Source organism: uncultured Bacteroides sp. (genome assembly GCF_910585845.1).
GTDB lineage: Bacteria > Bacteroidota > Bacteroidia > Bacteroidales > Bacteroidaceae > Bacteroides.
Map to the genome: position 1 here is coordinate 1 of NZ_CAJUHF010000032.1, position 21,500 is coordinate 21,500.

Consider the following 21,500-nt stretch of genomic DNA (forward strand, 5'->3'; position numbering starts at 1 on the left):
GTCCGACTTATACCCCAAAATTCGATGTTTTCAAATTTTTGTCATGTACTTAAGTAAACTCTATTATTTATGAAATAACCAAATCAACTATACTAATAATATAATACATCCTATTTTTTCTATTCAAATAAACGAAAAAGTTACGTTTAACCAATGAAAATCATAAATATAGGGATAATTTTCTACTATTCCGATAAATTTCATTGATAGAAAAAACAATCAATGTGTCATAAGGGTTATTGGTTTCGTCTTTAATCCATTACATGTCGCTCTTACAACAACTTTGCCCTTTTTCTGTGTTGAGCGTAATATAGCAAGAGCTCCACCACGATATAATGTAGTTGTTGTTCTTTCAAAATTTTGATCCGTGAAATGGTCGCCGTTATCAAGAGCTATAAATTGGCCTTCACCCAAAACAGATAGTGAAAGTTCGCCTTCAAAATTGTCAACGGCAATCCCTTGTTTATCTACAGCAGTAAAACGTATATATTGCAGATCCATACCGTCCGCCTTCCAATCATCTGAATTTTCTATCTCTACCTTCAAGCGTACAGCTTTACCTGGTGATTGTAGTTCATGTCGGGCTACTTCCTTACCATTGTTGCGCGCGATAGCGGTTACTTTTCCCGGTTGCCAGTTGATATTCCTCCAAAGTAATTTATTCTGTACTTTATCATTTTTCCGGTTGTTATGTTTGACACCGATACTCTTCCCGTTTTGTAATAGTTCTACTTCATCACAGTTGGTTGAAACTTCTAACGTTATGCTATCATTTAGGTTTGGTTTCCAATAAAAATGGCTCATTTCTGCGCGTCCGGAAAGAATATCATTCCAAATGATACTTTTCTGTTCACCGTCAAGTATGCCTATATGTACTTGTGGTTCATCTACAAAACACGAACGTACAAGCCATGCCCGAGGATATGCCTTCAAGGTATGATCGAAGAAAGAATAATTCCAGCCTTTCTTCGGCCAACCGTCACTTTCACCCCAATACTCAATAGCTCCCCAATAACAGAGGCCGACAGTCGAAGCCTTGTCCATACGAAGATAAGGGGTAATAAGATCATTGACCGATGCTTCACTTTGAAAAATAATCAGTTTAGGATTATACTCTTTATAACGGCGATAATCTACATATTCATAATTGTATGAAGCTATGTCTGTAATGCATGATAGCTCCGGAGGAATGATGTTCCCAGTATCGCGGAATCCCGGGTCGGCACGGCGTATGCCGTTGGCACGTGCCGGATACATCGCTGCTGTAGAAGGCCGTGTCCGATCGTAACGTTTCAGGTAGGTATCAAAAATCTTGAAGGTGGTAACTCCCCAATCTCCAGTCATATATCCGGAAGCATTCTCCCGGTGTTGCATTTCATTGCCCAAGCTCCACATGATAATGCAAGGATGATTACGGTCCCGCTTCACCCATTCTGTCATCAGTTCCGGCCATATATTCATGAAAGACTCCCGTCCTCCCCAACAATTGCCGTCGTTGCTCCATTTGTCCACAAGTTCATCGACCACAACGAACCCCATTTCATCACAGAGGTCATAAAATACTTGTGGATAAGGATTATGCGAACAGCGTACTGCATTGAAACCGAAAGCCTTAAGCTGTTTTAACTGACGCTCGATGGCGCGCCGATACGTTGCTATGCCTACGCCACCGAAATCTGTATGGTTGGCAATGCCTTGCAGAAATATTTTTTTTCCATTCAGCTTGAATCCGAAATCCTTGCCATACTCTATCGTACGAAATCCAAAACGTGTTGACATGCGATCCGTTTCCTTGCCGTCAACGTACATACGTACCACGCAGGTATAAAGATTGGGACTGTCTATATCCCACAACTCGGGATTAACGACCTCCATTTCACGGATAGGAATCTCGATAAGCTGTAGGCGGGATTGTGACGGGGTAGGAGTCAAGTCGCTTTGGGTCACTTCCCTGCCCTGCGAATCGAATATACAGGCCTGAAATTCCACCTTCCCTTTGGCAAGCAGATCGCCACGGAGTTCGACTTGAGTATATACTTTCCATCTGTTACCGTCTGTTTTCTTACTTACGACATAAATGCCATGACGGGATATGGACATCGTATCCTTTATGAGAATATGGACATCACGGTTGATTCCGCCTCCTGTATACCAACGCGAACCTCCTTCAACGCCGGTATGGGTATATACAGCGAGTAGATTATCCTGGCCATATTTCAATTTTTCTGTCACGTCACATTCAAACCCGCAATAGCCATATTCCGTAGAGCCAATTTTTTCGCCATTAAGATAGACATCGCCGTAATACATCATTCCCTCAAAGTCGATGAGCACTTGGCGGCCTTCCCATGCCTTGTCGGGATGAAATGTCTTACGAAACCATGCACCGGACATCTCTTTGAAGGCACGGGCACGGTTTGCCGTTTTCTTCCATGGCATATTCAGTTGATAGTCGTATGGCAAATCCAGTTGTCTCCATTGACTGTCGTCCAGTTCTGGTTTTTCTCCATCTTTCACTTCTCCTAATTGGAATTTCCATCCAAAGTTCATGAGAATCGATTCTCTTTCTGTGGCTGATATTGTCTGTATAACAAACAGTAGAATGGTACAAATAATTATATTCTTTCTCATAAATATTATTGTTTTTGTGTAATAATGAATGTGCTTTCGTAAGGTTTTAAACGGAGTACGCCATGAAAAGGCTTACGTTCCAAAGACAGTGGGTCCCATTGTTCCATATTCTTGTGTTGGGAGCGTAAGGCAATATTCTGAACATAGTCATGATTGGGGATAAGTCACCTCCGAACGCAAACCGGTCTTGACTTCCCAGTTGTCAATCATGTCACGCCCGCTGAGCCATACGTCTTCTATTTCCAATTTGTCGGATTTTGATGTCGCGTCGGTCCAATCGTGTAGGCGTACACGAAAATAACGTGCCTCTACGGCAGGGAAGTTGATGGTACGCCGGCGGCTCTTGTAGCCGATAATGTTCTCGACTGTCAGCAATTGGGTGGCAGATTTCCATGTTTTGCCGTCGTTGCTGTATTCCAGATCGCCAACAGGTGGAAAATCAACATATCCGGCACAAAAAAAACGTTCCTGTGGCTTACCTGGCAAGTTCATCGAACCGTATGAACCTTTCCCACGGGGATTTGTCTGGTAAGTGATGGTACTCATGGCAACGGTTTCTCCCGCATCATAAGCAATGATAAGTTCGGCACAGTTCTCTACCGTCAACCGTTCTTTCTGTATACAGACAGGAGCGTACATTGCCGGATTGGGAATCAGGAACGTGGCGATATCCTTGAACCCTTTGCGATGGTATGAGGACAAAGGAATCATTTCCCCTTCCTTCGCCGGAAGTAGCAGGGGAGTTTCCGCGCTTACGACTTGTTGCATTCCCATGTCGGGCGTTATCCACGGACCGCCGGCTACATAACCGTTAGTTGCAGCCAGTTCAAAGGTTAACCCCAGTTCCTTGGCACGACGGGCGGCATACTTCAACATTTCCCACCATTCGGTTGACATAGAAGCAAAAGCCCCTTCCTCTGAACCATGAGTCTGGTCATAATAGACAACGCCTCCCAGACCGGCATCCTTGAATGCCCTTAAATCTGCATCTATACCTTCTTTAGTAGTAGTTGTCTCTCCATGAAACCACCACACCTTTGTACGTACATCATGGCTTGGATTGCAAAACTGCCGCCATAATGTCCCTTGTACTTCTGCTTCCGATATCGAAAGGGCTAAAAGCATAACCAATATAAAAGTCTTCATCATCTGTAGTTTTTTGGCACAAAGGTACGTTGCGTTACCACTAATGCAAATCCAATTTTATCCGTTTGCTAACATTTTTGTCCCTTGTGGCTTAACAAACGCCAAATCAAGAGTATATTTTTGTTTCATTGCAGACACTTTTGTCTCATTTTGCGCATTTCTGCCCTTTTGCCCGATAGTAACTTATAGAAATGATTATCTTTGTGCCGTAATCTATCAAAGTGTCATGAAATGGGAATAATTCGCTCAATGCAACTGCTACGAACCTGTTGTTTTCTGATGTTCTTCGTGCTGTGTACAAAAGGGTATGGCATGGAATTGGAAATTATATCCCACCAATTGAACAGGATAAATGCTTTGCCCAGTAATAATATCAGGTGTATAGCACAAGACGAAGAGGGATATTTATGGTTGGGAACATTAAATGGACTCTATCGTTTTGATGGATACCGGATACAGAAAATCACAAAGATTTCGGCAGACTACAAGCCGCTGATGAAAGAAAGTAGGATTAGCAAACTGGAACGATGGAAAGACGGGCAGTTGGCAGTGGCTTTTCCGCGACAGAGACTGATGGGAGTCAATACCCGTTACGGCCAATTTGAGCCTTTAAAGGATTCACTAAACTATGTCCGGAGTTTCTGCCTGGGGCAGGATACGATGATTGATAATCGTGGAAACCGAATCACAGTAGTGAGTAATACAGCAAACATAATATATCAAAACGCAAAAACAAATAATACATTAACATTGCAAGCCATTCCTTTATTTCTGTGGAAACTAAGTTCGGACATAAAACTGAAAGTAGTGACAGACATGCGAGGGCTGATATGGGTCTCAACGGCAGGTGGAGGCATCACTGTGTATGATAGTAACGGTAATATGCTGAAACGCATTACAGCCAGTACGTCAAATTTGATTCCGTCAGATTACATAACAGATATGATAGAAGACAGGAATGGACGTATATTGGTATGTGAACAGTGGCATGGAATAACTATACTGTCGGTTGAGGAAAGAAATATAGATATAGTCCCGCTTGGTCGTAAAAACGATGTGGCTAATGCAAGGGAGGTAAAAGTCTTAACCAATCTGCCTGAAGGGAAAGTCATTGTTGCCAACGATATGGGGAAAGTGTTCGCAATGGATTCTGACGGACAGCTGGAAGCAATAACTTCACTTCCGGCAGAGGTAGAATATCTTTGTATCACTACAGACGGCAGAGGCGGTCTCTTGGCCGGAACAAGGAATAATGGTCTCTATACGGAACAAGGTTTCCTGCCTCATTCTTCCAGTCAGCCTTCAATAGCGAGCAACCGCATAGACCATATTCTCACAGATCGAAAGGGAAGAATATGGATATGCAATATCAATGGTATGGTCGATATGTTAGAACGTGAAGGAGAACAATGGACGTTCAAGCATTTTTTTACTCAATTTGATGGATTGGAAGTAAAATCAATGCTCTGTGACCATAATGATAAAATGTGGATGGCAACGAGCGTTGGAATATTCTGCTTTGATCCGGAAAATCTGATCAAAGACAGTGAGGCTTACATAAGGTATCCTTTGGGCATAGGTGAGGAAGAGGTAAGAGTAACCTGTCTGTGGGAAGACTCAAAACATACTATATGGGCCGGGACATCCGGATGGGGCGTATTCTTATGTACTGACGGCAAAAACTTCATACCATTCGGAAAGCAAAGTGGAATGACCCGTTTCGTCAATACCATCATTGAGGATGCGAAGCATAATATATGGTTGGCCGGTGATGAAGGAGCATTGTGCTATTCACTTGATTGTGGTTCTACATTCAAACTCTATTCAGAAACTGCTCCACTTAGGAATATATTCAATTCACATTGTGCTGCCACAATGGATGATGGGAGGATTGTGTTGGGTTCGCTTGATGGGGTGTTGATAACCAGTGCGGCAATGATTCAACATGCAAGCATAGAGCAGACTTTGCGGATCTCGGAGATAAGCGTCAATGGCATTTCATTACAGCGCGATGATAAAATAGAACTGGAATACGACCGGAACTCTCTGACATTTTTCTTTTCCGACTTGTCGTTTGATACCCATCTTTCAACCTATTATTCTTATCAGATGGAAGGAGTGAACAAGCAGTGGAGTGAACCTTCAACGGCAAACTTCGCGAGTTTCAATGCCTTACAACCGGGACATTACGTTTTTCATGTGAAGATTGTTGGTGCTGATACAAGGATGCATGAACAGTCCATGCGGTTCACAATCCTTGCCCCGTGGTGGCAGACGTTGTGGTTCCGCTTGCTTGTATCGGCAATATTGATTGCAGTAGTCGCACAATTCTATGTCCATTATCGCCGTGAGGCAAAGTTAAAGCAAACGGTATATGACGAACGCCTGTTGACGAAATACAGAGTGAAGTTCTTTACAAATATCTCGCATGAGTTTCGCACTCCACTCACATTGATTCAAGGGGCAATGGACAAAATCATGTCATCGGAAGGAAAGTTGGAGCAGATACAGCCCTCGCTATATATGATGCAACGTAACGTTACACGAATGAAAAGACTGATAGACCAGTTTCTGGAATATAGAAAAATGGAAACCGGCAACATGGAACTTCGTTTAGAGCAAGTCGAAATAGTGGAGATGTTGAAAGAAATATTTCTGTCATTCCGTGACATCAGCGACCGCCGGCGCATCAACTACAAGTTTCTTACCACACACAAGCAACTGATAATGTATGCTGACCGGAGCTATATAGACAAAATAGCTTATAATTTGCTGAGTAATGCCTTTAAATATACTCCTGTAGGGGGAGAAATCTCGATGAGACTGGCTGTAGAGGAAAATATGCTGGTAGTGACCGTACAAGATAACGGCATCGGTGTACCTGAGAATAAACGCGAAAAACTTTTTGAAAGATACAACAGTTCCCAAATGAATACCAATTCCATGGGAATCGGTTTGAACTTAACTGCCGAACTGGTACAAAAACACCACGGTACGATACATTACGTGCCGGGAGAGGAAGCAGGCTCTGTGTTTCTATTTACCTTGCCTATGGACAAGGCGGTATATGATGCGGAAGACTTCTTGCAAGAATCAGAATTAATGCTGCAACAAGAACGCCTTACTTATCCTAAAATACAAAAAATATGTCCCATGCCGGCACTGCCGATGAATAATAAATCGGTTCTTATTGTTGAGGACGACAATGATATACAGGACTTCCTGCAACAAGAACTTTCGAATTATTTCCATGTAGAGGTAGCATGCGACGGTGTGGAAGCAATTGAGATAATCGAAGAAAAGATGCCCGATCTTATGATAACCGACATTCGTATGCCTCACATGAATGGTTTTCAATTGTTGAATCATGTACGGAAAAGCGGCTACCAGTATTTGCCGGTAATAATGCTTACGGCTGTTGATACTGCGGAAACCGAGTTGAAGAGCATAAGGCATGGGGCTGATGTCTATTTACCCAAGCCTTTTAACATGCGCCTTCTTGTGGCCCATTGTGTGGCGTTAGTACAAAAGTTTGATAATGTCAAAAGAAGTGCCGCAGCAGAACACGCCGCACAGAATTTGCGACACAATACGGATACAGTTCAGGAGACTGTACAACCTGCAAAGCCCGTGATTACGGACGAACGTGACCGTAAGTTCCTTGACCGTTTCAATGCGTATATTCAGAGCCACATTGATGATAAAGACTTGAATATGGATCATTTGGCTGAAGCTATGGGATATGGTCGCTCTAAGTTCTATCGTAAAGTAACTGCGCTTATCGGATGTTCCCCCAAAGAGTATATACGAAAACAGCGCATAGAGCGCGCAGCGAAACTGTTACGTTCCTCAGACACCATTACAGTTTCAGAAGTTGCTTATATGACGGGATTCAACACTCCGCAATATTTTAGTACTGTCTTCCGGGCATACTATGATATGCTTCCTTCTGAATATCAAAAAATGCCATCAACAGACAATATCCACTGACCCGAGAAATCGGGTCAGTGGAAAATTAGTGGGGATAAAATTTTCATAATCAAAAGTTATATCGAACTTTGTGGTATGGAAAACGAATACTTACAGATGTTGGCGCAGATAGTTCTGCCCACGCAGATACTTGATTATTTTACAATCGCCGGAGTAGGGCAGACAGAATCGGAGATACATATAAGTCTCGATGAGAAAATGCATCCTGAGCTAAGTGAAGACGTCTATTTTGAATCCAAAGGCTTCATGGAGGCGGTCAGTGTCACAGACTTCCCTATAAGAGACCGCAAGGTAATTCTTCGGATTCGACGCAGGCGCTGGACCGATACCCGTACGGGCAAGAGTTTCAGCATACCGATAGATCTTGATGTCGTAGCCAAAGGCACACGTTACTCCAAAGAATTTGGGGCTTTTTTAAAAGAAACGTATGGAGACATCCCCAGTGACCTGCCGTACGCTTGAGGAATTCTATCATGTAGATTCACATACGTTTGAAAAACAATATAAGGAGTCTCTGAGCGGCTATCGCGACTGGGATCAGCTTGAACACGCTGATGAATGGCTGCTGTTTTCCGACAATATTGGTCCTTGGTTGGCAATAGATGAATCCTCACTATCCAATGGCGAGTTATACACCTTTGTAACCAACCGCGATGCCCGTACAAGAGAGCGTTCATTAGTGGCCGTCGTAGCGGGTACAAAGTCGGAAGATGTTATCGCCGTGCTACTGCGTGTTGACGAGGATAAACGCAATGCGGTCAAGGAAGTTACGCTTGACCTGTCTGATTCAATGCGTAAGATCGTCCGTACGGCTTTCCCTAAAGCCAGTCGTGTCATTGATCGGTTTCATATCCAGAAGCTTGCCTGTGACGCAGTTCAGGAACTTAGAATCAAGCACCGCTGGGATGCCATACAACAGGCCAACGATGAAATGGAAGAAGCCAAGATGTGCGGAAAGGACTATATCCCGTTCCGATACCCTAATGGCGACACCCGCAAGGAACTGCTCATTCGATCACGTTATCTGCTGTTCAAAATTGTTATTTTAGTTCGGAGGAATGTCTCATAACATATAATGAAATGCATCATAACATTACTTGTTATACTTCATTACATTATTTGTTATACTTCATTACATTACTTGTTATGCTCCATTACATTACTTGTTATGAGACATAAGATCTTCTTCCGATTCAGCTTATTTCCGAAGGAGGCTGGTTAATGTAGAAATGTGATTTTAGGTATACCTTAATTAAATAATGTGTGATGAGAATAAAATAGGCACGAGAAATGTACATAAGAATGGTTTTGAAATAAAGTTTATGCGAGAAAACTTTTGTATATCGCAAAAAAGCAGTACTTTAGCGTGGTTTTTCATAAGCCCAATTATGTATAATTAATTATCTTTTTAAATGCTTGAACAAGACAGAATTATAAAGATTAACATTGAGGAGGAAATGAAGTCATCGTACATTGACTATTCTATGTCGGTCATTGTTTCGCGTGCCCTTCCAGATGTTAGAGATGGTTTTAAGCCCGTTCATCGTAGAATTCTCTTCGGAATGATGGGACTAGGAAATACGTCTGATAAACCTTATAAGAAATCAGCTAGAGTTGTAGGTGAAGTATTAGGTAAATACCATCCACATGGTGACTCTTCCGTTTACGGTGCATTAGTTCGCATGGCACAACCTTGGGCAATGCGATATTTGATAGTAGACGGTCAAGGAAACTATGGTTCTGTAGATGGCGATAGTGCAGCAGCTATGCGATATACAGAATGCCGTTTGCAAAAAATCGGTGAAGATATGATGCAAGATCTTGATAAGGAAACGGTTGATATGCAAAATAACTTCGACGATTCTTTACGAGAACCTACCGTAATGCCCACCCGCATTCCAAATCTTTTAGTAAACGGTGCCTCTGGTATTGCTGTAGGTATGGCAACTAATATGCCGACTCACAATCTATCAGAAGTCATTGACGCTTGTGTCGCATATATCCAGAATAACGATATTGAAATAGAGGAGTTGATGAACTATGTAAAAGCTCCCGACTTCCCAACTGGAGGATACATATACGGCATGAGCGGAGTGCGCGAAGCCTACCTTACAGGACGTGGTCGTATTATCATGCGTGCTAGAGCTGAAATAGAAACAGGTTCTACACATGATAAAATCGTTATTACCGAAATTCCTTATGGAGTCAACAAGGCCGAACTGATCAAAAACATTGCAGACTTGGCTAATGAGAAAAAAATAGATGGTATTTCTAATGCTAATGACGAGTCGGACCGCGAAGGTATGCGAATCGTTATTGATATTAAACGTGATGCAAATGCCAGTGTGGTTCTGAATAAACTCTATAAGATGACTTCCTTGCAGACTTCTTTCAGCGTAAACAATGTAGCATTGGTACACGGACGTCCTCGTCTGCTGAACCTGAAAGAGCTGATCAGATACTTTATCGAACATCGTCATGAGGTTGTTATCCGCCGTACACAATATGATTTGCGTAAAGCGAAAGAACGCGCCCACATTCTGGAAGGACTGATTATTGCATCAGATAATATTGATGAAGTTATCCGTATCATTCGTGCAGCTAAAACTCCTAATGATGCGATTACAGGCTTGATGGAACGTTTCCAACTGACCGAGATCCAGTCTCGTGCCATTGTAGAAATGCGTCTGCGCCAGTTGACAGGACTAATGCAAGATCAACTTCACGCTGAATATGCAGAAGTAATGAAGCAAATAGCCTACTACGAAGAAATTCTTTCAAATGACGAACTTTGCCGTAAGGTCATTACAGATGAATTAATCGAAGTAAAAGAAAAATATGGAGACACTCGGCGTTCCGAAATCGTCTATTCATCTGAAGAATTCAACCCGGAAGATTTCTATGCAGACGATGAAATGATCATTACGATCTCGCACATGGGATATATAAAACGTACACCTTTGAGTGAGTTCCGTGCCCAAAATCGCGGTGGAGTAGGATCAAAGGGTACCGACACACGCGATGCAGACTTTATCGAACATATATATCCAGCAACCATGCATAACACAATGATGTTCTTTACTCAAAAAGGCAAGTGTTACTGGCTTAAAGTATATGAAATCCCCGAAGGTAGCAAAAACTCGAAAGGACGCGCTATTCAAAACTTATTGAATATAGACTCGGATGATGCTGTAAATGCCTACCTGCGTGTGAAGAATCTTTCCGACCAAGAATTCATAAACTCTCATTATGTTTTCTTCTGTACCAAAAACGGTGTTATAAAAAAAACATTGTTGGAACAATACTCGCGTCCTCGCCAAAATGGCGTAAATGCCATCACCATTCGTGAGGACGACCGTGTTATCGAAGTACGTATGACTAATGGCGACAACGAAATTATAATCGCCAACCGTAATGGACGTGCCATCCGTTTCCACGAAAGTGCTGTACGCGTTATGGGACGTACTGCAACAGGCGTACGTGGTATGACACTTGATGAAGACGGACAAGATGAAGTCGTAGGAATGATTTGCATTAAAGATCCGGAAACAGAGACCATCATGGTGGTATCAGAGCAAGGATATGGCAAACGTTCCGATATCGAGGACTATCGTAAGACAAATCGTGGAGGTAAAGGTGTAAAAACCATAAATATTACCGAGAAGACTGGAAAATTGGTAGCCATCAAGTCCGTAACAGATGATAATGATTTAATGATTATCAATAAGTCAGGAATCACCATTCGTTTGAAAGTAGCTGATGTCCGCATCATGGGACGTGCTACACAAGGTGTTCGCCTCATTAATCTTGAAAAAAGAAATGATGAAATCGGTTCTGTATGTAAAGTCACCTCCGATAATTTAGAAAATGAAGGGGATACCAATGGAACAACTCCATCTCTATTCGATGAAGAAGCTAACGGAGAAGGGAAGAATATTCCTGATAGTGAAATAAATAACGAAAATGAAGAATAGACATAATATTAATTTAAATTTTACATTTATCATGAAAAGAGTATTATTTTCAGTGATGTTATTGCTTGCTGCTAGTTTTACCTTTGCTCAAGAAAAGGTAGTAAAGGAAGCTAAAAGCATTGCAAATGAAGTGAAACCTGATTTCAAGAAGGCTGAACAGCTTATTAATCAAGCTTTGACTAATCCGGAAACAAAGGATAATGCCGAGACTTGGGACGTAGCAGGTTATATTCAGAAGAAAAGTAATGAAAAGCAGATGGAAAATGCCTATCTAAGAAAACCCTATGATACGTTGCAAGTGTACAATAATGTATTGAATATGTGTAAGTACTATCTCAAATGCGATGAACTTGCACAAGTTCCCAACGAAAAAGGTAAAATTAAGAATAAATACAGAAAGGCTAATGCTGCTGCTATTATGGCTGAGCGACCTAATTTGATCAATGGCGGTGTTCAATATTATAACATGGAGAAAAACAAAGAAGCATTAGCTTTCTTTGGAGCTTATATTGAAACAGCAGTAAGCCCGATGCTTGAAAGTGAAAACCTCCTGCAAAAAGATACAATTTTGCCTCAGATAGCATATTACGCAAGTATAGCAGCTGCTAAAATGGAAGATTATTCAAGTGTCTTAAAATATGCTCCTTACGCTCAAAACGATAAAGAAGTGGGACAATATGCTATGGAATTCATTTCTACTGCATTGAAAGCACAAGGCGATACAGTTAAATGGATTGCTTCTTTGAAAGAAGGTATACAGAAATATCCGCAACACTCATTCTTCTTTGGTCATTTGATTGATTATTACAGCAATAATAACAAATATGACGAAGCTATGCAATTTGCAGACAGCATGTTAGAGAAAGATCCTAGTAATACATTCTATTTATATGTAAAAGGATATCTTTACCACAATATGTACACCAATCTCAAAAATGAAAAGAAAGAACAAGAGGCTGCAGATGTGCTCAATAAAGCTATTGAATATTATACCAAAACAATTGAGATAGATCCTAACTATGCAGAAGCTCATTCTAACTTAGGATTAATCTATTGTCTGCAAGCACAAGATTTCTCAGAAAAAGCTAGTGCAGATGTTAATGATCTGAAGTATAAAGAAGATCAAGCCACTTTGAAGGCTTTCTATGAAAAAGCAAAGCCTTGCTACGAAAAAGCAAGAGAATTGAAGCCTGATCAAAAGGATTTGTGGATGAATGGCTTGTATCGTGTATACTATAATCTGGATATGGGACCTGAATTTGAAGAAATAGAAAAGTTGTTAGGTAACAATTAATCATCTTGGTTCTTCGCTTTTCTATTTTCTATTGATATGATCAGTCGGCATATATTTCTATGATAGAAATATATGCCGATTTTTTATACCGAACAAGTATATAATGATTCACTTTCATTGCCATTTGTTGTTAAAAGCAGCCGTTATTCCTGATGGCATGCAGTATCGTTAATGTTATTATTGATTAGTGAAATCTCTAAACAACGCAGCAAATATAAGAGAAATAATCAATATTATGTTTAATATAAAAGCGGAAGTTACAATAATTTGAAAATATAAGTGTTATCAATATTGGGATCTACTTTAAAAATATCCTTTTATTCCCTATACTCCCTTTTTAATCTTAAAAAACATCTTAGAAATACAACTAAATTGCTTGTGAAGTCAAATAAGTCATTACTTCTAAGATGTCCGTTCTGAGTTTTACTACAGGAATCCTTCTTATTTTAGAGTTTTACTACACAAGTCTCAAAATATATTATTCATTCATTTCATCTAATATTTTAAGAGCCTTATCAAGAACTGTAGTGTCATCTAACATAACCAAACCACCATCAGGTCCAGGTTCCAAATGTATCCCAACACTTTTACCTTCTTTAAAATTATGACCACCAAAAAAGTTTCGAACGGTGTCAACGTTTAGCCCAAGTTCATCGGCTATTCTATGCATACTACCAGCGGGTAATGAATCCTTAATCTTACGAAGTTCATTAAATGTTATTGTTCTCATATCTGTAAACTTTATGAGGGTTAATAATCAGTGATATCTATTACGCTATAAACTTAAGGAAAAAAAAGGATAAAACAAATAGTTTCACTACTTTTTTTACAAAATAAAAATCCCTCATCAAAAGGATATTTATACTTCTCCTTTTAATGAGGGATTCTATTATTATTAATTATCTTATTATTAATTATCTTATTATTAATTATCTTATTATTAATAGATTAGTCTTATTAGATTACTTCGACAGATGATGCTGGTACCCAACCGACCTTACCATCTTCCAATCGAATTTCTCTCCATTCACGCATAGTAGCATCTTTTATTTCGACCTTTCTACCTTCGTGCAATATGAACAGACTAGTACCAGAATCACTGGGAGTGCTACGCACTGTTACACTTGGAGTTAATACAATAGCATTATTGCGATTCAATATTTCATGCTTCTGCTGGAAAGCAAAGACATTAGTCAAAATAACCACTATTAAAAATACAATTCCTGTAATAAATCCTGCTTTCTTCCACACAATCTGCTTAGAAAAAAAGAAAAAATAGAGAGAAATAAGCAATAAGAAGAAACAAACTATACCTACATATCCCCATGCATCCACATTCAAACAATTAATCAGTGATTTAGTCCAAGATATGAAAAAGATTTCAGCTACAGGGATTACTTTATCAATGGTTTTGGCACGAGCTATTTCTAAATTTGCACGGATATCCGCATTACTAGGCTGTAGCAATAAAGCCCGCTCATAGTTTAAAATAGCTCTTGCTATATTTTCTGATTTATAATAGCTGTTTCCTAAGTTATAATATACTTCAGCTGCTTCTCCATCTTTCAATAAAGTTTCATAAAGCTGAATAGCAGAAGCATAATCATTTCTCATATATGCACTATCACCGGCTGCTTTTGTCAAACCACTCCCTAATGCAACTACCGGGAATTCAGAATAAGAATCTTCCGTCACAACCGAATCATTTGCATTTTGTAAAGAATCGGATGATACCTGGCCAAAAGAGGTCATTGCTATAAATAGGCCAAAGGCAAGAACAAATATTTTTTTTATCATAATTAACCTCCTCTATTTAGTGTTTAATCGAATTCTCCATTTTACTAATTACTGCCAGTGAAGCTGAATAGACCTTATCCATAGCCTGATTGTCATTTCCTGGAGCAAAACGAGCAAATTCGCAGTCATTCAAAGTTGCAAGAAATTCCTTTATCAATGTATCCTCTACTCCATATTTACATAATTCCTCTTCAATATTGTCTTTTGAAAGTCGAGAGACCGGAATATTCAGTTTATCACTAATATATCCCCAAAGAGCTTTTAATACTTCATCGTAGAAAGCCTCTTTCTTATTTTCAGCGAACAGTTTACCGGCAGACTTCATACGCTTAACAGCTACCTTATTAGCCTTTTTGGTACGCATCTTTGCCACATTTGCATTAGTGGCTATCTGCTTATGATATATAATAAAGAAGATAATAAATGCAATACCAGGTATGATATAAAGTAACCAATACGTCATAGAATCAAAAAAGAAATCTCCCTTTTGAGAAAGAGTTACGTCATTCTGATTTATAAAACGAATATCCTCATTCAAGATCTTCAAATCTTCTTTATTTGTAAAGTTGGCTATAGATTGTGCAGCATTCCCCTCGCCCTTGTCTACATGAAGTTCATATTCTTCCGTTGTCAATACTTTATAAGAATGAGACTTGATATCAAAATAACTAAACTTCACAGCTGGAATCTTAAATGTTCCTGCATTGCGTGGAATAGCAAGATACTCAATCACTTTACTTCCAGATAGCCCTGCATTTGTTAGGCGGAACTTATTATCCACTTTGGGATCATAGACCTCAAAATCATCAGGGAACTTAACCTCTGGATCACCAATTAACTTCAAATTACCTGTACCGGAAATCACCAGTTTGATAGTAATAGCATCATTGGTTTTCACATTAGTACTATTAATAGAAGAAGAGATGCTGAACTCTCCCACTCCACCTGAAAAATCAGCGGTTTTTCCACTAGGAAGTGGTTTCACATCAATCGTTAACTTAGGAGTATTCAATGTTTTCTTAACCTCAATATAATTGCTACCCCCATTAAAGAAAGCTTCAAACGGATCAGATACTTGAGTAGTTTTAGCAACAGAAGCATCGAAACGAGCAGGCTCAATTGTCAAGCTACCCGACTGCTGAGGAAACAATACAAACTGACGATATACCGTCGTTTGATAGTTTCTTCCCTTATAATGTTCCAAACTCCATCTTCTATCATTCGGAAGTTCTACTTCCTGAGAATGAAATCCTTTGAAATCCGGAAGTTTCACATTATCAAAGCGTTGTAGATCAACTAAAGTATAGATCTTGTATGTCATCAGAAAAGCCTCCTGTTCATATACATTTGTCTTGCTCGCAGTAGCTGTAATAAACAAATCCTGATTTGAGATAGAAGTACCCGATGACGCACGGCTAGCGTTGCCTTGTTGACCATTGTTATTGCTACTACCAGAAGATGTTCCTCCCTGATCTGCAGGAAGTACTTTAATATGTACTGAATTAGAAACCATTTGATTACCATTGGCCGTAATAGTAGCCCTTGGAATGGTAAAATTACCTTCTGCCGTAGCCATCAAAATATAGGTAAATGTGATACTACTGGTTGAGGTTGATACACCATTGATAATCTGCATGCTACTCTGCTGCGAACGACTGGGTCCCATCAGCACTTCAAATCCCTTGATAGATGGAGCACGGAAATCTCTCACCTTTTGTGTAGTCACTGTATATGATAGCCGAAACTGATCACCTATTGCTACGGCATCAGGAGCTGATGCCGTGAATGATACTTTTTCATCAGCAAAAGCTTGTAGACCGACCGTTATCAGTGCTATCCATAAGAAAATTAATTTTCTCATATATTGTTATTGCTTTTATTATTTACCAATCCTTTTCCAAACGACCGCCTTGGATAACTTGCTGTTTCTTCACCTTATCCTGCACATCCTTTTCATCTTGCATAACCGATTTCAGAAGCTGTTCTGCATTCTCTTTTGACATTTTATTATCTTGTGGTTGAGATGGTTGTTGCTGCTGATCCTGATTTTGCTTATCCTGCTTATTCTGATCTTGCTTATCTTGCTCTTTTTCCTTATCTTGTTGGTTTTGATCTTGATTCTGATCCTGATTCTGCTGATTTTGTTCCTGTTCTTTCAGCATCTTCTGAGCCAAAGCTAAATTGTAACGTGTTTCATCGTCCTTCGGATTATTTCGTAATGACTCTTTATACGCTTCCACAGCTTTTGCATAATCTTTGCCAGAATGGAATATTACCCCCATGTTATGATAAATCTGAGCCAATTTACTTTTGTCCTTTTCCATTTTAGTAGCAGCAACATACTGTTCCATCGCTTCTTGCAACTTATTCTGCAACATCAATGTATTACCAAGATTGTACATTGCTATTGTGGATTTAGGATTAACATCAATAGCTTTCCGATAATTCACTTCTGCATTTACGTATGTACTGTCTTTATATGCACGATTTCCCTTACGGATATAGTCACGTTCCGCTTTTTGTGCAGAAACAGAAACTGATACTACTAACAGCAAGATAATTCCGATAATCTTATTTCTCATCATCATATCTTTCTTCCTTTTTAAACAAATGGATATTACGGAATAACGGGTTTTTACGTCCTAAAATCAGCATTTCCACTGATAGCAATAACAAAATAATCCATGCAATGGCTTGAAATTGCTCGTTAAATTCAGTATAAACCTGTGTTTCCACATCAGCTTTCGCCATTTTATTTATTTCCTGAGTGATTGTTTTTTGTGCAGCATTAGAATTATCCACGCGCACATAAATCCCATTTCCAGCCTGAGCTATTTCCTGGCACATCTGTTCATTCAGACGGGTAACAACCACATTCCCATCCCGGTCACGACGAAAGTCGTTTGTCCCCTCTACAGGAATAGGAGCACCATCAGGCATACCTACTCCCAAGACATTGACTTGAATATTTTTCTGAGTGGCAGCTTTAGCAGCTTCTACTGCACCTCCTTCATGATTCTCACCATCAGTAATAACAATTACTGCACGCCCAACCTCTTCTTGAGGTGTAAAGCTACGGACTGCCAAATTGATTGCTGCTCCAATTGCAGTACCTTGTTTGGATATCAGCGAAGGATTGATAGATTCCAAGAACATCTTAGCAGAAATATAGTCGCTCGTGATGGGCAATTGAGTAAAAGCGTCACCGGCAAACACAATCATACCCACCTTATCGTTCTCCATCTTATCTACTAACTGTTCAACCAATCTTTTTGCTTTTTCCAGACGACTGGGTTGTACATCTTGAGCGAGCATAGAGTTGGATATATCTAATGCAATCATTACTTCCACTCCTTGGCGTTTTACAGTCTCCAGTTTAGAACCAAACTGTGGACGTGCCAGCAATACCGCAAATAACCCTATTGCGGTAAATACTAACCAAAATTTCACACTCGGCCGATATTTAGAAACATCCGGCATTAGTAGTGCCATTAGCTCCGGATCGCCAAATTTTCTGATTGCTTTCCGTCTCCGATAATTGGAATACAGATAGAGAACTGCCAAAAAAGGCAGTAAAAGCAACAGATATAAATATGTAGGTTCTTCAAATCGAAACATCTTTCTATTACGTTTTAGTAATTTACAACTAATGCACTGTCTTTAAGGAATCTTCTTCAAAATGGAGTTACAGAGCAAAACTTCAAACAACACACAGAAAAATGCAGCCAAAGCGAACCAACGATATTCTTCCTGGCGCTTACTGTACTCTTTCACGTTCAGTTTGGTTTTCTCCAATTTATCGATCTCCTTATATACTTCTTTCAACTTTGAATTGCTGGTTGCCCGGAAATAATTTCCTTCCGTAGTGGCAGCAATCTGTGTCAATGTCTTTTCATCAATTTCTACAGGCAGATTAACATATTGTACCGTATTCCCCACCGGATAAGGATAAGGAGCCATACCGTTGGTACCTACCCCAATAGTATAAACACGGATACCAAAACTTTTGGCTATCTCTGCCGCTGTCAGTGGAGAGATGTCTCCTTTGTTATTCGTACCATCTGTCAGAAGAATGATTACCTTAGATTTCGCTTTACTATCTTTCAGTCGGGTTACTGCATTGGCAATACCCATACCAACCGCTGTTCCATCTTCGATTATGCCACATTTGATTCCTTGAAACAGATTAAGCAACACAGTGTGGTCTACCGTCAGCGGACACTGCGTAAAACTCTCTGCTGCAAACAGCGTAATACCGATATTGTCATTTGGACGACCGTTGATAAACTCTGCCGCCACATCTTTCGCCGCTTCCAGACGATTGGGCTTCAAATCCTCTGCCAGCATACTGGTAGACACGTCAATTGCCAGCATGATATCAATACCCTCAATTTCACTGTTTTGCCAGCTATCAGTTGTTTGAGGACGTGCCAATACTACGATTATCAATGACAAAGCAATAATACGCAGCATAAAAGGTACATGCAACAGATAATTCTTATAACTCTTTGGTGTATGCGCATACACACGGGCATCCGAAATCTGAAGCGTGGCTTCACTATTCTTCCGCTTCATGATATACCATACTATATAAGGTATAAGCAACAGCAGCAAAAACAAATATTCAATATTGGCAAAAACCATTGTATTTACTATTTTACGATTTACAATTTACGATTGATGTTACTCCAGTTTGTATGACTAAACAAAGCAACTGTACAACTGCGTTACGATATATATGAATATTGCAAGTAAAGTGAATGCCAAAACGACAATTCCTATGCCCAACAATATCTTAGTACGCAATGAACGTTTCTCAACAATAGTGATTTCAGTAGGCTGCGGCTTCGCATTCTCTGTTTCCACTTCTTTGGTTTCATTGATGAAATCAATAGCATTAATCAGATTCGCATCATTCTCATTCATCAGCGGAGCATGCTTGGCAAACTTTACCAAGTCAGCTGTCTGAAAGAGAGTACGCAAATCGGCAATAGCCTCTTTATCTTTCATCTCAAGCAACTTCTCTATAATTTCAGAAGAAGTCATTTCCAAAGCATTAAATCCAAAACGGCCCTTTATATAAGTGCGCAGAGTGTCTGTCAGTTCTGTATAATACTCTTTGGATTGACCTTTTTGCCATACTTTTTCGCTCTTGATGCGCTCTATCTCCTTCATTGCCTGCTGATGCGGCGGTAACTTCGGCTCTACTTTTACCTTTCGTATGATTGGTTTATTGTCGCAAATACGCATAATCAGATAGATGAGCAACAATGCCAATGGTATGAGCAGTATGCCACAAATGATAATTCCATACCAGTCTTCCCATACAAACGGAGCTTGCATCACAGTCTTGGGTCCAAAGAATTGTTCCGGATTCTCCGGATCTAAGGGTACATTCACAGAATAGACCTTCAGCGCCAATGCTTTCGAGGGATATACCTTGTTGTCCACCATCACTTCCATTGGAGGCAGATAGTATAACGCCGAATCAAACGACGTAATCGTATATTCCTGTGTAATCAGCATCCGCTTATTATCATTGATATACTGCGTGTCTGCCTTGGCAATGTCGAGAATCTCCACACCACGCACCAGCGTATCTTTATAGACAGGAAAAACAGCACGTTTATCCGCTTCCAGCGACACCTGAAGTTTTATCTTTGCTTGGTCACCGATATATATTTGCAAAGAATCGATGGTAGCATCCACAATCACCGACTGTGCCACGGCTTTGCCTGTCAATATGCCCAAGAGGGTTATCAGAAATAGATATCTTTTCATTTTCCCGATTAATTTCGTTTCGCAAACAAATTCATCAATGCTTTGACATAGTCTTGATCGGTGCGTACCGATACATTGTCGACGTTACTCTTGGTGAATACTTCATGCAGTTCCGCTTGCTTGTTCACCCACCAATCATGATGTGCACGGCGCACGGCACGCGACGAAGTATCAATCCATTGCTCATGTCCAGTCTCAGCATCCCTGATTTTCATTAGTCCGATAGCCGGTAGCTCCTCCACCCTGCGGTCATATACCTGGATAGCCACCACATCATGTTTCCGGTTAGCAATAGTCAATGCATTTTTAAAGTTTCCCTGATCAATGAAATCGGATAAAAGGAAGGCTGTGCAACGACGTTTCATCACGTTCGTCAGGTATTCCAGACCCAAATGAATATCCGTCCGTCGGCTTTCAGCTTTGAAATCAATCAACTCCCGAATGATATACAAGATATGCTTTCGTCCCTTTTTGGGTGGGATAAACTTCTCTATCCGGTCGGAAAAGAAGATAACACCGATTTTATCATTGTTCTGTATGGCCGAAAACGCCAATGTAGCGGCAATCTCCGTTACCATATCTTTCTTCATCTGCTTCACCGTACCAAATTCCAAACTACCGGAAACATCCACCAGCAACATCACAGTCAGTTCACGCTCCTCCTCAAACACCTTGACATACGGTTTATTGAAGCGAGCGGTCACATTCCAGTCAATGTCACGTATATCGTCGCCAAACTGATATTCACGCACTTCTGAAAAGGCCATACCCCTACCCTTGAAAGCCGAATGATACTGGCCTGCAAAGATATTGTTGGACAATCCGCGTGTCTTGATTTCAATCTGACGGACTTTTTTTAACAATTCACTTGTCTCCATTTACACAGT

Annotated in this window: 14 protein-coding genes and 1 pseudogene; 5 read left to right on the plus strand and 10 right to left on the minus strand. The window is 40.2% G+C overall.

Annotation, left to right across the window (positions count from 1 at the left end):
* Positions 1-219: 219 nt before the first annotated feature.
* Positions 220-2,550 (minus strand): glycoside hydrolase family 2 TIM barrel-domain containing protein, encoded by a 2,331-nt coding sequence (locus QZ323_RS09805; RefSeq protein ID WP_294634472.1) that lies wholly within the window; start codon positions 2,548-2,550, stop codon positions 220-222.
* A 228-nt stretch (positions 2,551-2,778) separates the two neighbouring features.
* On the minus strand, positions 2,779-3,780 hold the full coding sequence (locus QZ323_RS09810) for a glycosyl hydrolase (protein ID WP_294634473.1): 1,002 nt from the start codon (positions 3,778-3,780) through the stop codon (positions 2,779-2,781).
* A 309-nt stretch (positions 3,781-4,089) separates the two neighbouring features.
* On the opposite strand from QZ323_RS09810, the gene QZ323_RS09815 reads away from it, so the two are divergent.
* The 5 genes and pseudogenes from QZ323_RS09815 to QZ323_RS09835 all read left to right on the plus strand — a co-directional run bounded on the left by QZ323_RS09815 (position 4,090) and on the right by QZ323_RS09835 (position 13,035).
* Positions 4,090-7,767 carry a hybrid sensor histidine kinase/response regulator transcription factor gene (locus QZ323_RS09815; protein WP_294634474.1) on the plus strand — a complete coding sequence of 1,226 codons (3,678 nt, stop codon included), beginning with the start codon at positions 4,090-4,092 and terminating at the stop codon, positions 7,765-7,767.
* A 75-nt stretch (positions 7,768-7,842) separates the two neighbouring features.
* Entirely contained in the window at positions 7,843-8,229 is a 387-nt protein-coding gene (locus QZ323_RS09820) for a hypothetical protein (protein ID WP_294634475.1), read from the plus strand.
* A pseudogene (locus QZ323_RS09825) lies at positions 8,195-8,803 on the plus strand (transposase); the annotation flags it as partial. The gene QZ323_RS09820 and the pseudogene QZ323_RS09825, both read left to right, overlap by 35 nt.
* 376 nt (positions 8,804-9,179) lie before the next feature.
* Complete coding sequence (gyrA, locus tag QZ323_RS09830; RefSeq protein WP_294634476.1) at positions 9,180-11,741, plus strand: DNA gyrase subunit A; 2,562 nt, start codon at positions 9,180-9,182, stop codon at positions 11,739-11,741.
* A 31-nt stretch (positions 11,742-11,772) separates the two neighbouring features.
* The gene (locus tag QZ323_RS09835) at positions 11,773-13,035 is read left to right on the plus strand and encodes a tetratricopeptide repeat protein (RefSeq protein WP_294634497.1); all 1,263 of its coding nucleotides are present in this window, start codon (positions 11,773-11,775) and stop codon (positions 13,033-13,035) included.
* Positions 13,036-13,513: 478 nt separating this feature from the next.
* Here QZ323_RS09835 and QZ323_RS09840 read toward each other — a convergent pair whose 3' ends face one another.
* From QZ323_RS09840 to QZ323_RS09875, 8 genes are all read right to left on the minus strand, one after another.
* A complete protein-coding gene (locus QZ323_RS09840) occupies positions 13,514-13,765 on the minus strand; it encodes a DNA-binding protein (protein ID WP_294634477.1) in 252 nt (83 codons plus the stop codon).
* A gap of 227 nt (positions 13,766-13,992) precedes the next feature.
* Complete coding sequence (locus QZ323_RS09845) at positions 13,993-14,832, minus strand: tetratricopeptide repeat protein (RefSeq protein WP_294634478.1); 840 nt, start codon at positions 14,830-14,832, stop codon at positions 13,993-13,995.
* Positions 14,833-14,848: 16 nt separating this feature from the next.
* On the minus strand, positions 14,849-16,693 hold the full coding sequence (locus QZ323_RS09850) for a BatD family protein (RefSeq protein ID WP_294634479.1): 1,845 nt from the start codon (positions 16,691-16,693) through the stop codon (positions 14,849-14,851).
* 22 nt (positions 16,694-16,715) lie between these two features.
* Positions 16,716-17,417: a tetratricopeptide repeat protein gene (locus tag QZ323_RS09855; RefSeq protein WP_294634498.1), complete on the minus strand. Its 702-nt coding sequence runs from the start codon at positions 17,415-17,417 to the stop codon at positions 16,716-16,718.
* A complete protein-coding gene (locus QZ323_RS09860) occupies positions 17,404-18,450 on the minus strand; it encodes a VWA domain-containing protein (protein ID WP_294634480.1) in 1,047 nt (348 codons plus the stop codon). Before QZ323_RS09860 ends, QZ323_RS09855 begins: the two co-directional genes overlap by 14 nt.
* 42 nt (positions 18,451-18,492) lie before the next feature.
* A complete protein-coding gene (locus tag QZ323_RS09865; protein ID WP_294634481.1) occupies positions 18,493-19,476 on the minus strand; it encodes a VWA domain-containing protein in 984 nt (327 codons plus the stop codon).
* Positions 19,477-19,533: 57 nt separating this feature from the next.
* Positions 19,534-20,613: a hypothetical protein gene (locus QZ323_RS09870; RefSeq protein WP_294634482.1), complete on the minus strand. Its 1,080-nt coding sequence runs from the start codon at positions 20,611-20,613 to the stop codon at positions 19,534-19,536.
* Between the two features lie 8 nt (positions 20,614-20,621).
* Complete coding sequence (locus QZ323_RS09875; protein WP_294634483.1) at positions 20,622-21,491, minus strand: DUF58 domain-containing protein; 870 nt, start codon at positions 21,489-21,491, stop codon at positions 20,622-20,624.
* Positions 21,492-21,500 lie beyond the last annotated feature (9 nt).

What these genes read in the sequence shown, in the direction of transcription:
- QZ323_RS09805 (WP_294634472.1), bottom strand. Translation starts at nt 2,550, where the DNA reads ATGAACTTTGGATGGAAATTCCAATTAGGAGAAGTGAAAGATGGAGAA.
- QZ323_RS09810 (WP_294634473.1), bottom strand. Translation starts at nt 3,780, where the DNA reads ATGATGAAGACTTTTATATTGGTTATGCTTTTAGCCCTTTCGATATCG.
- QZ323_RS09815 (WP_294634474.1), top strand. Translation starts at nt 4,090, where the DNA reads ATGGAATTGGAAATTATATCCCACCAATTGAACAGGATAAATGCTTTG.
- QZ323_RS09820 (WP_294634475.1), top strand. Translation starts at nt 7,843, where the DNA reads ATGGAAAACGAATACTTACAGATGTTGGCGCAGATAGTTCTGCCCACG.
- gyrA (WP_294634476.1), top strand. Translation starts at nt 9,180, where the DNA reads ATGCTTGAACAAGACAGAATTATAAAGATTAACATTGAGGAGGAAATG.
- QZ323_RS09835 (WP_294634497.1), top strand. Translation starts at nt 11,773, where the DNA reads ATGAAAAGAGTATTATTTTCAGTGATGTTATTGCTTGCTGCTAGTTTT.
- QZ323_RS09840 (WP_294634477.1), bottom strand. Translation starts at nt 13,765, where the DNA reads ATGAGAACAATAACATTTAATGAACTTCGTAAGATTAAGGATTCATTA.
- QZ323_RS09845 (WP_294634478.1), bottom strand. Translation starts at nt 14,832, where the DNA reads ATGATAAAAAAAATATTTGTTCTTGCCTTTGGCCTATTTATAGCAATG.
- QZ323_RS09850 (WP_294634479.1), bottom strand. Translation starts at nt 16,693, where the DNA reads ATGAGAAAATTAATTTTCTTATGGATAGCACTGATAACGGTCGGTCTA.
- QZ323_RS09855 (WP_294634498.1), bottom strand. Translation starts at nt 17,417, where the DNA reads ATGATGAGAAATAAGATTATCGGAATTATCTTGCTGTTAGTAGTATCA.
- QZ323_RS09860 (WP_294634480.1), bottom strand. Translation starts at nt 18,450, where the DNA reads ATGTTTCGATTTGAAGAACCTACATATTTATATCTGTTGCTTTTACTG.
- QZ323_RS09865 (WP_294634481.1), bottom strand. Translation starts at nt 19,476, where the DNA reads ATGGTTTTTGCCAATATTGAATATTTGTTTTTGCTGCTGTTGCTTATA.
- QZ323_RS09870 (WP_294634482.1), bottom strand. Translation starts at nt 20,613, where the DNA reads ATGAAAAGATATCTATTTCTGATAACCCTCTTGGGCATATTGACAGGC.
- QZ323_RS09875 (WP_294634483.1), bottom strand. Translation starts at nt 21,491, where the DNA reads ATGGAGACAAGTGAATTGTTAAAAAAAGTCCGTCAGATTGAAATCAAG.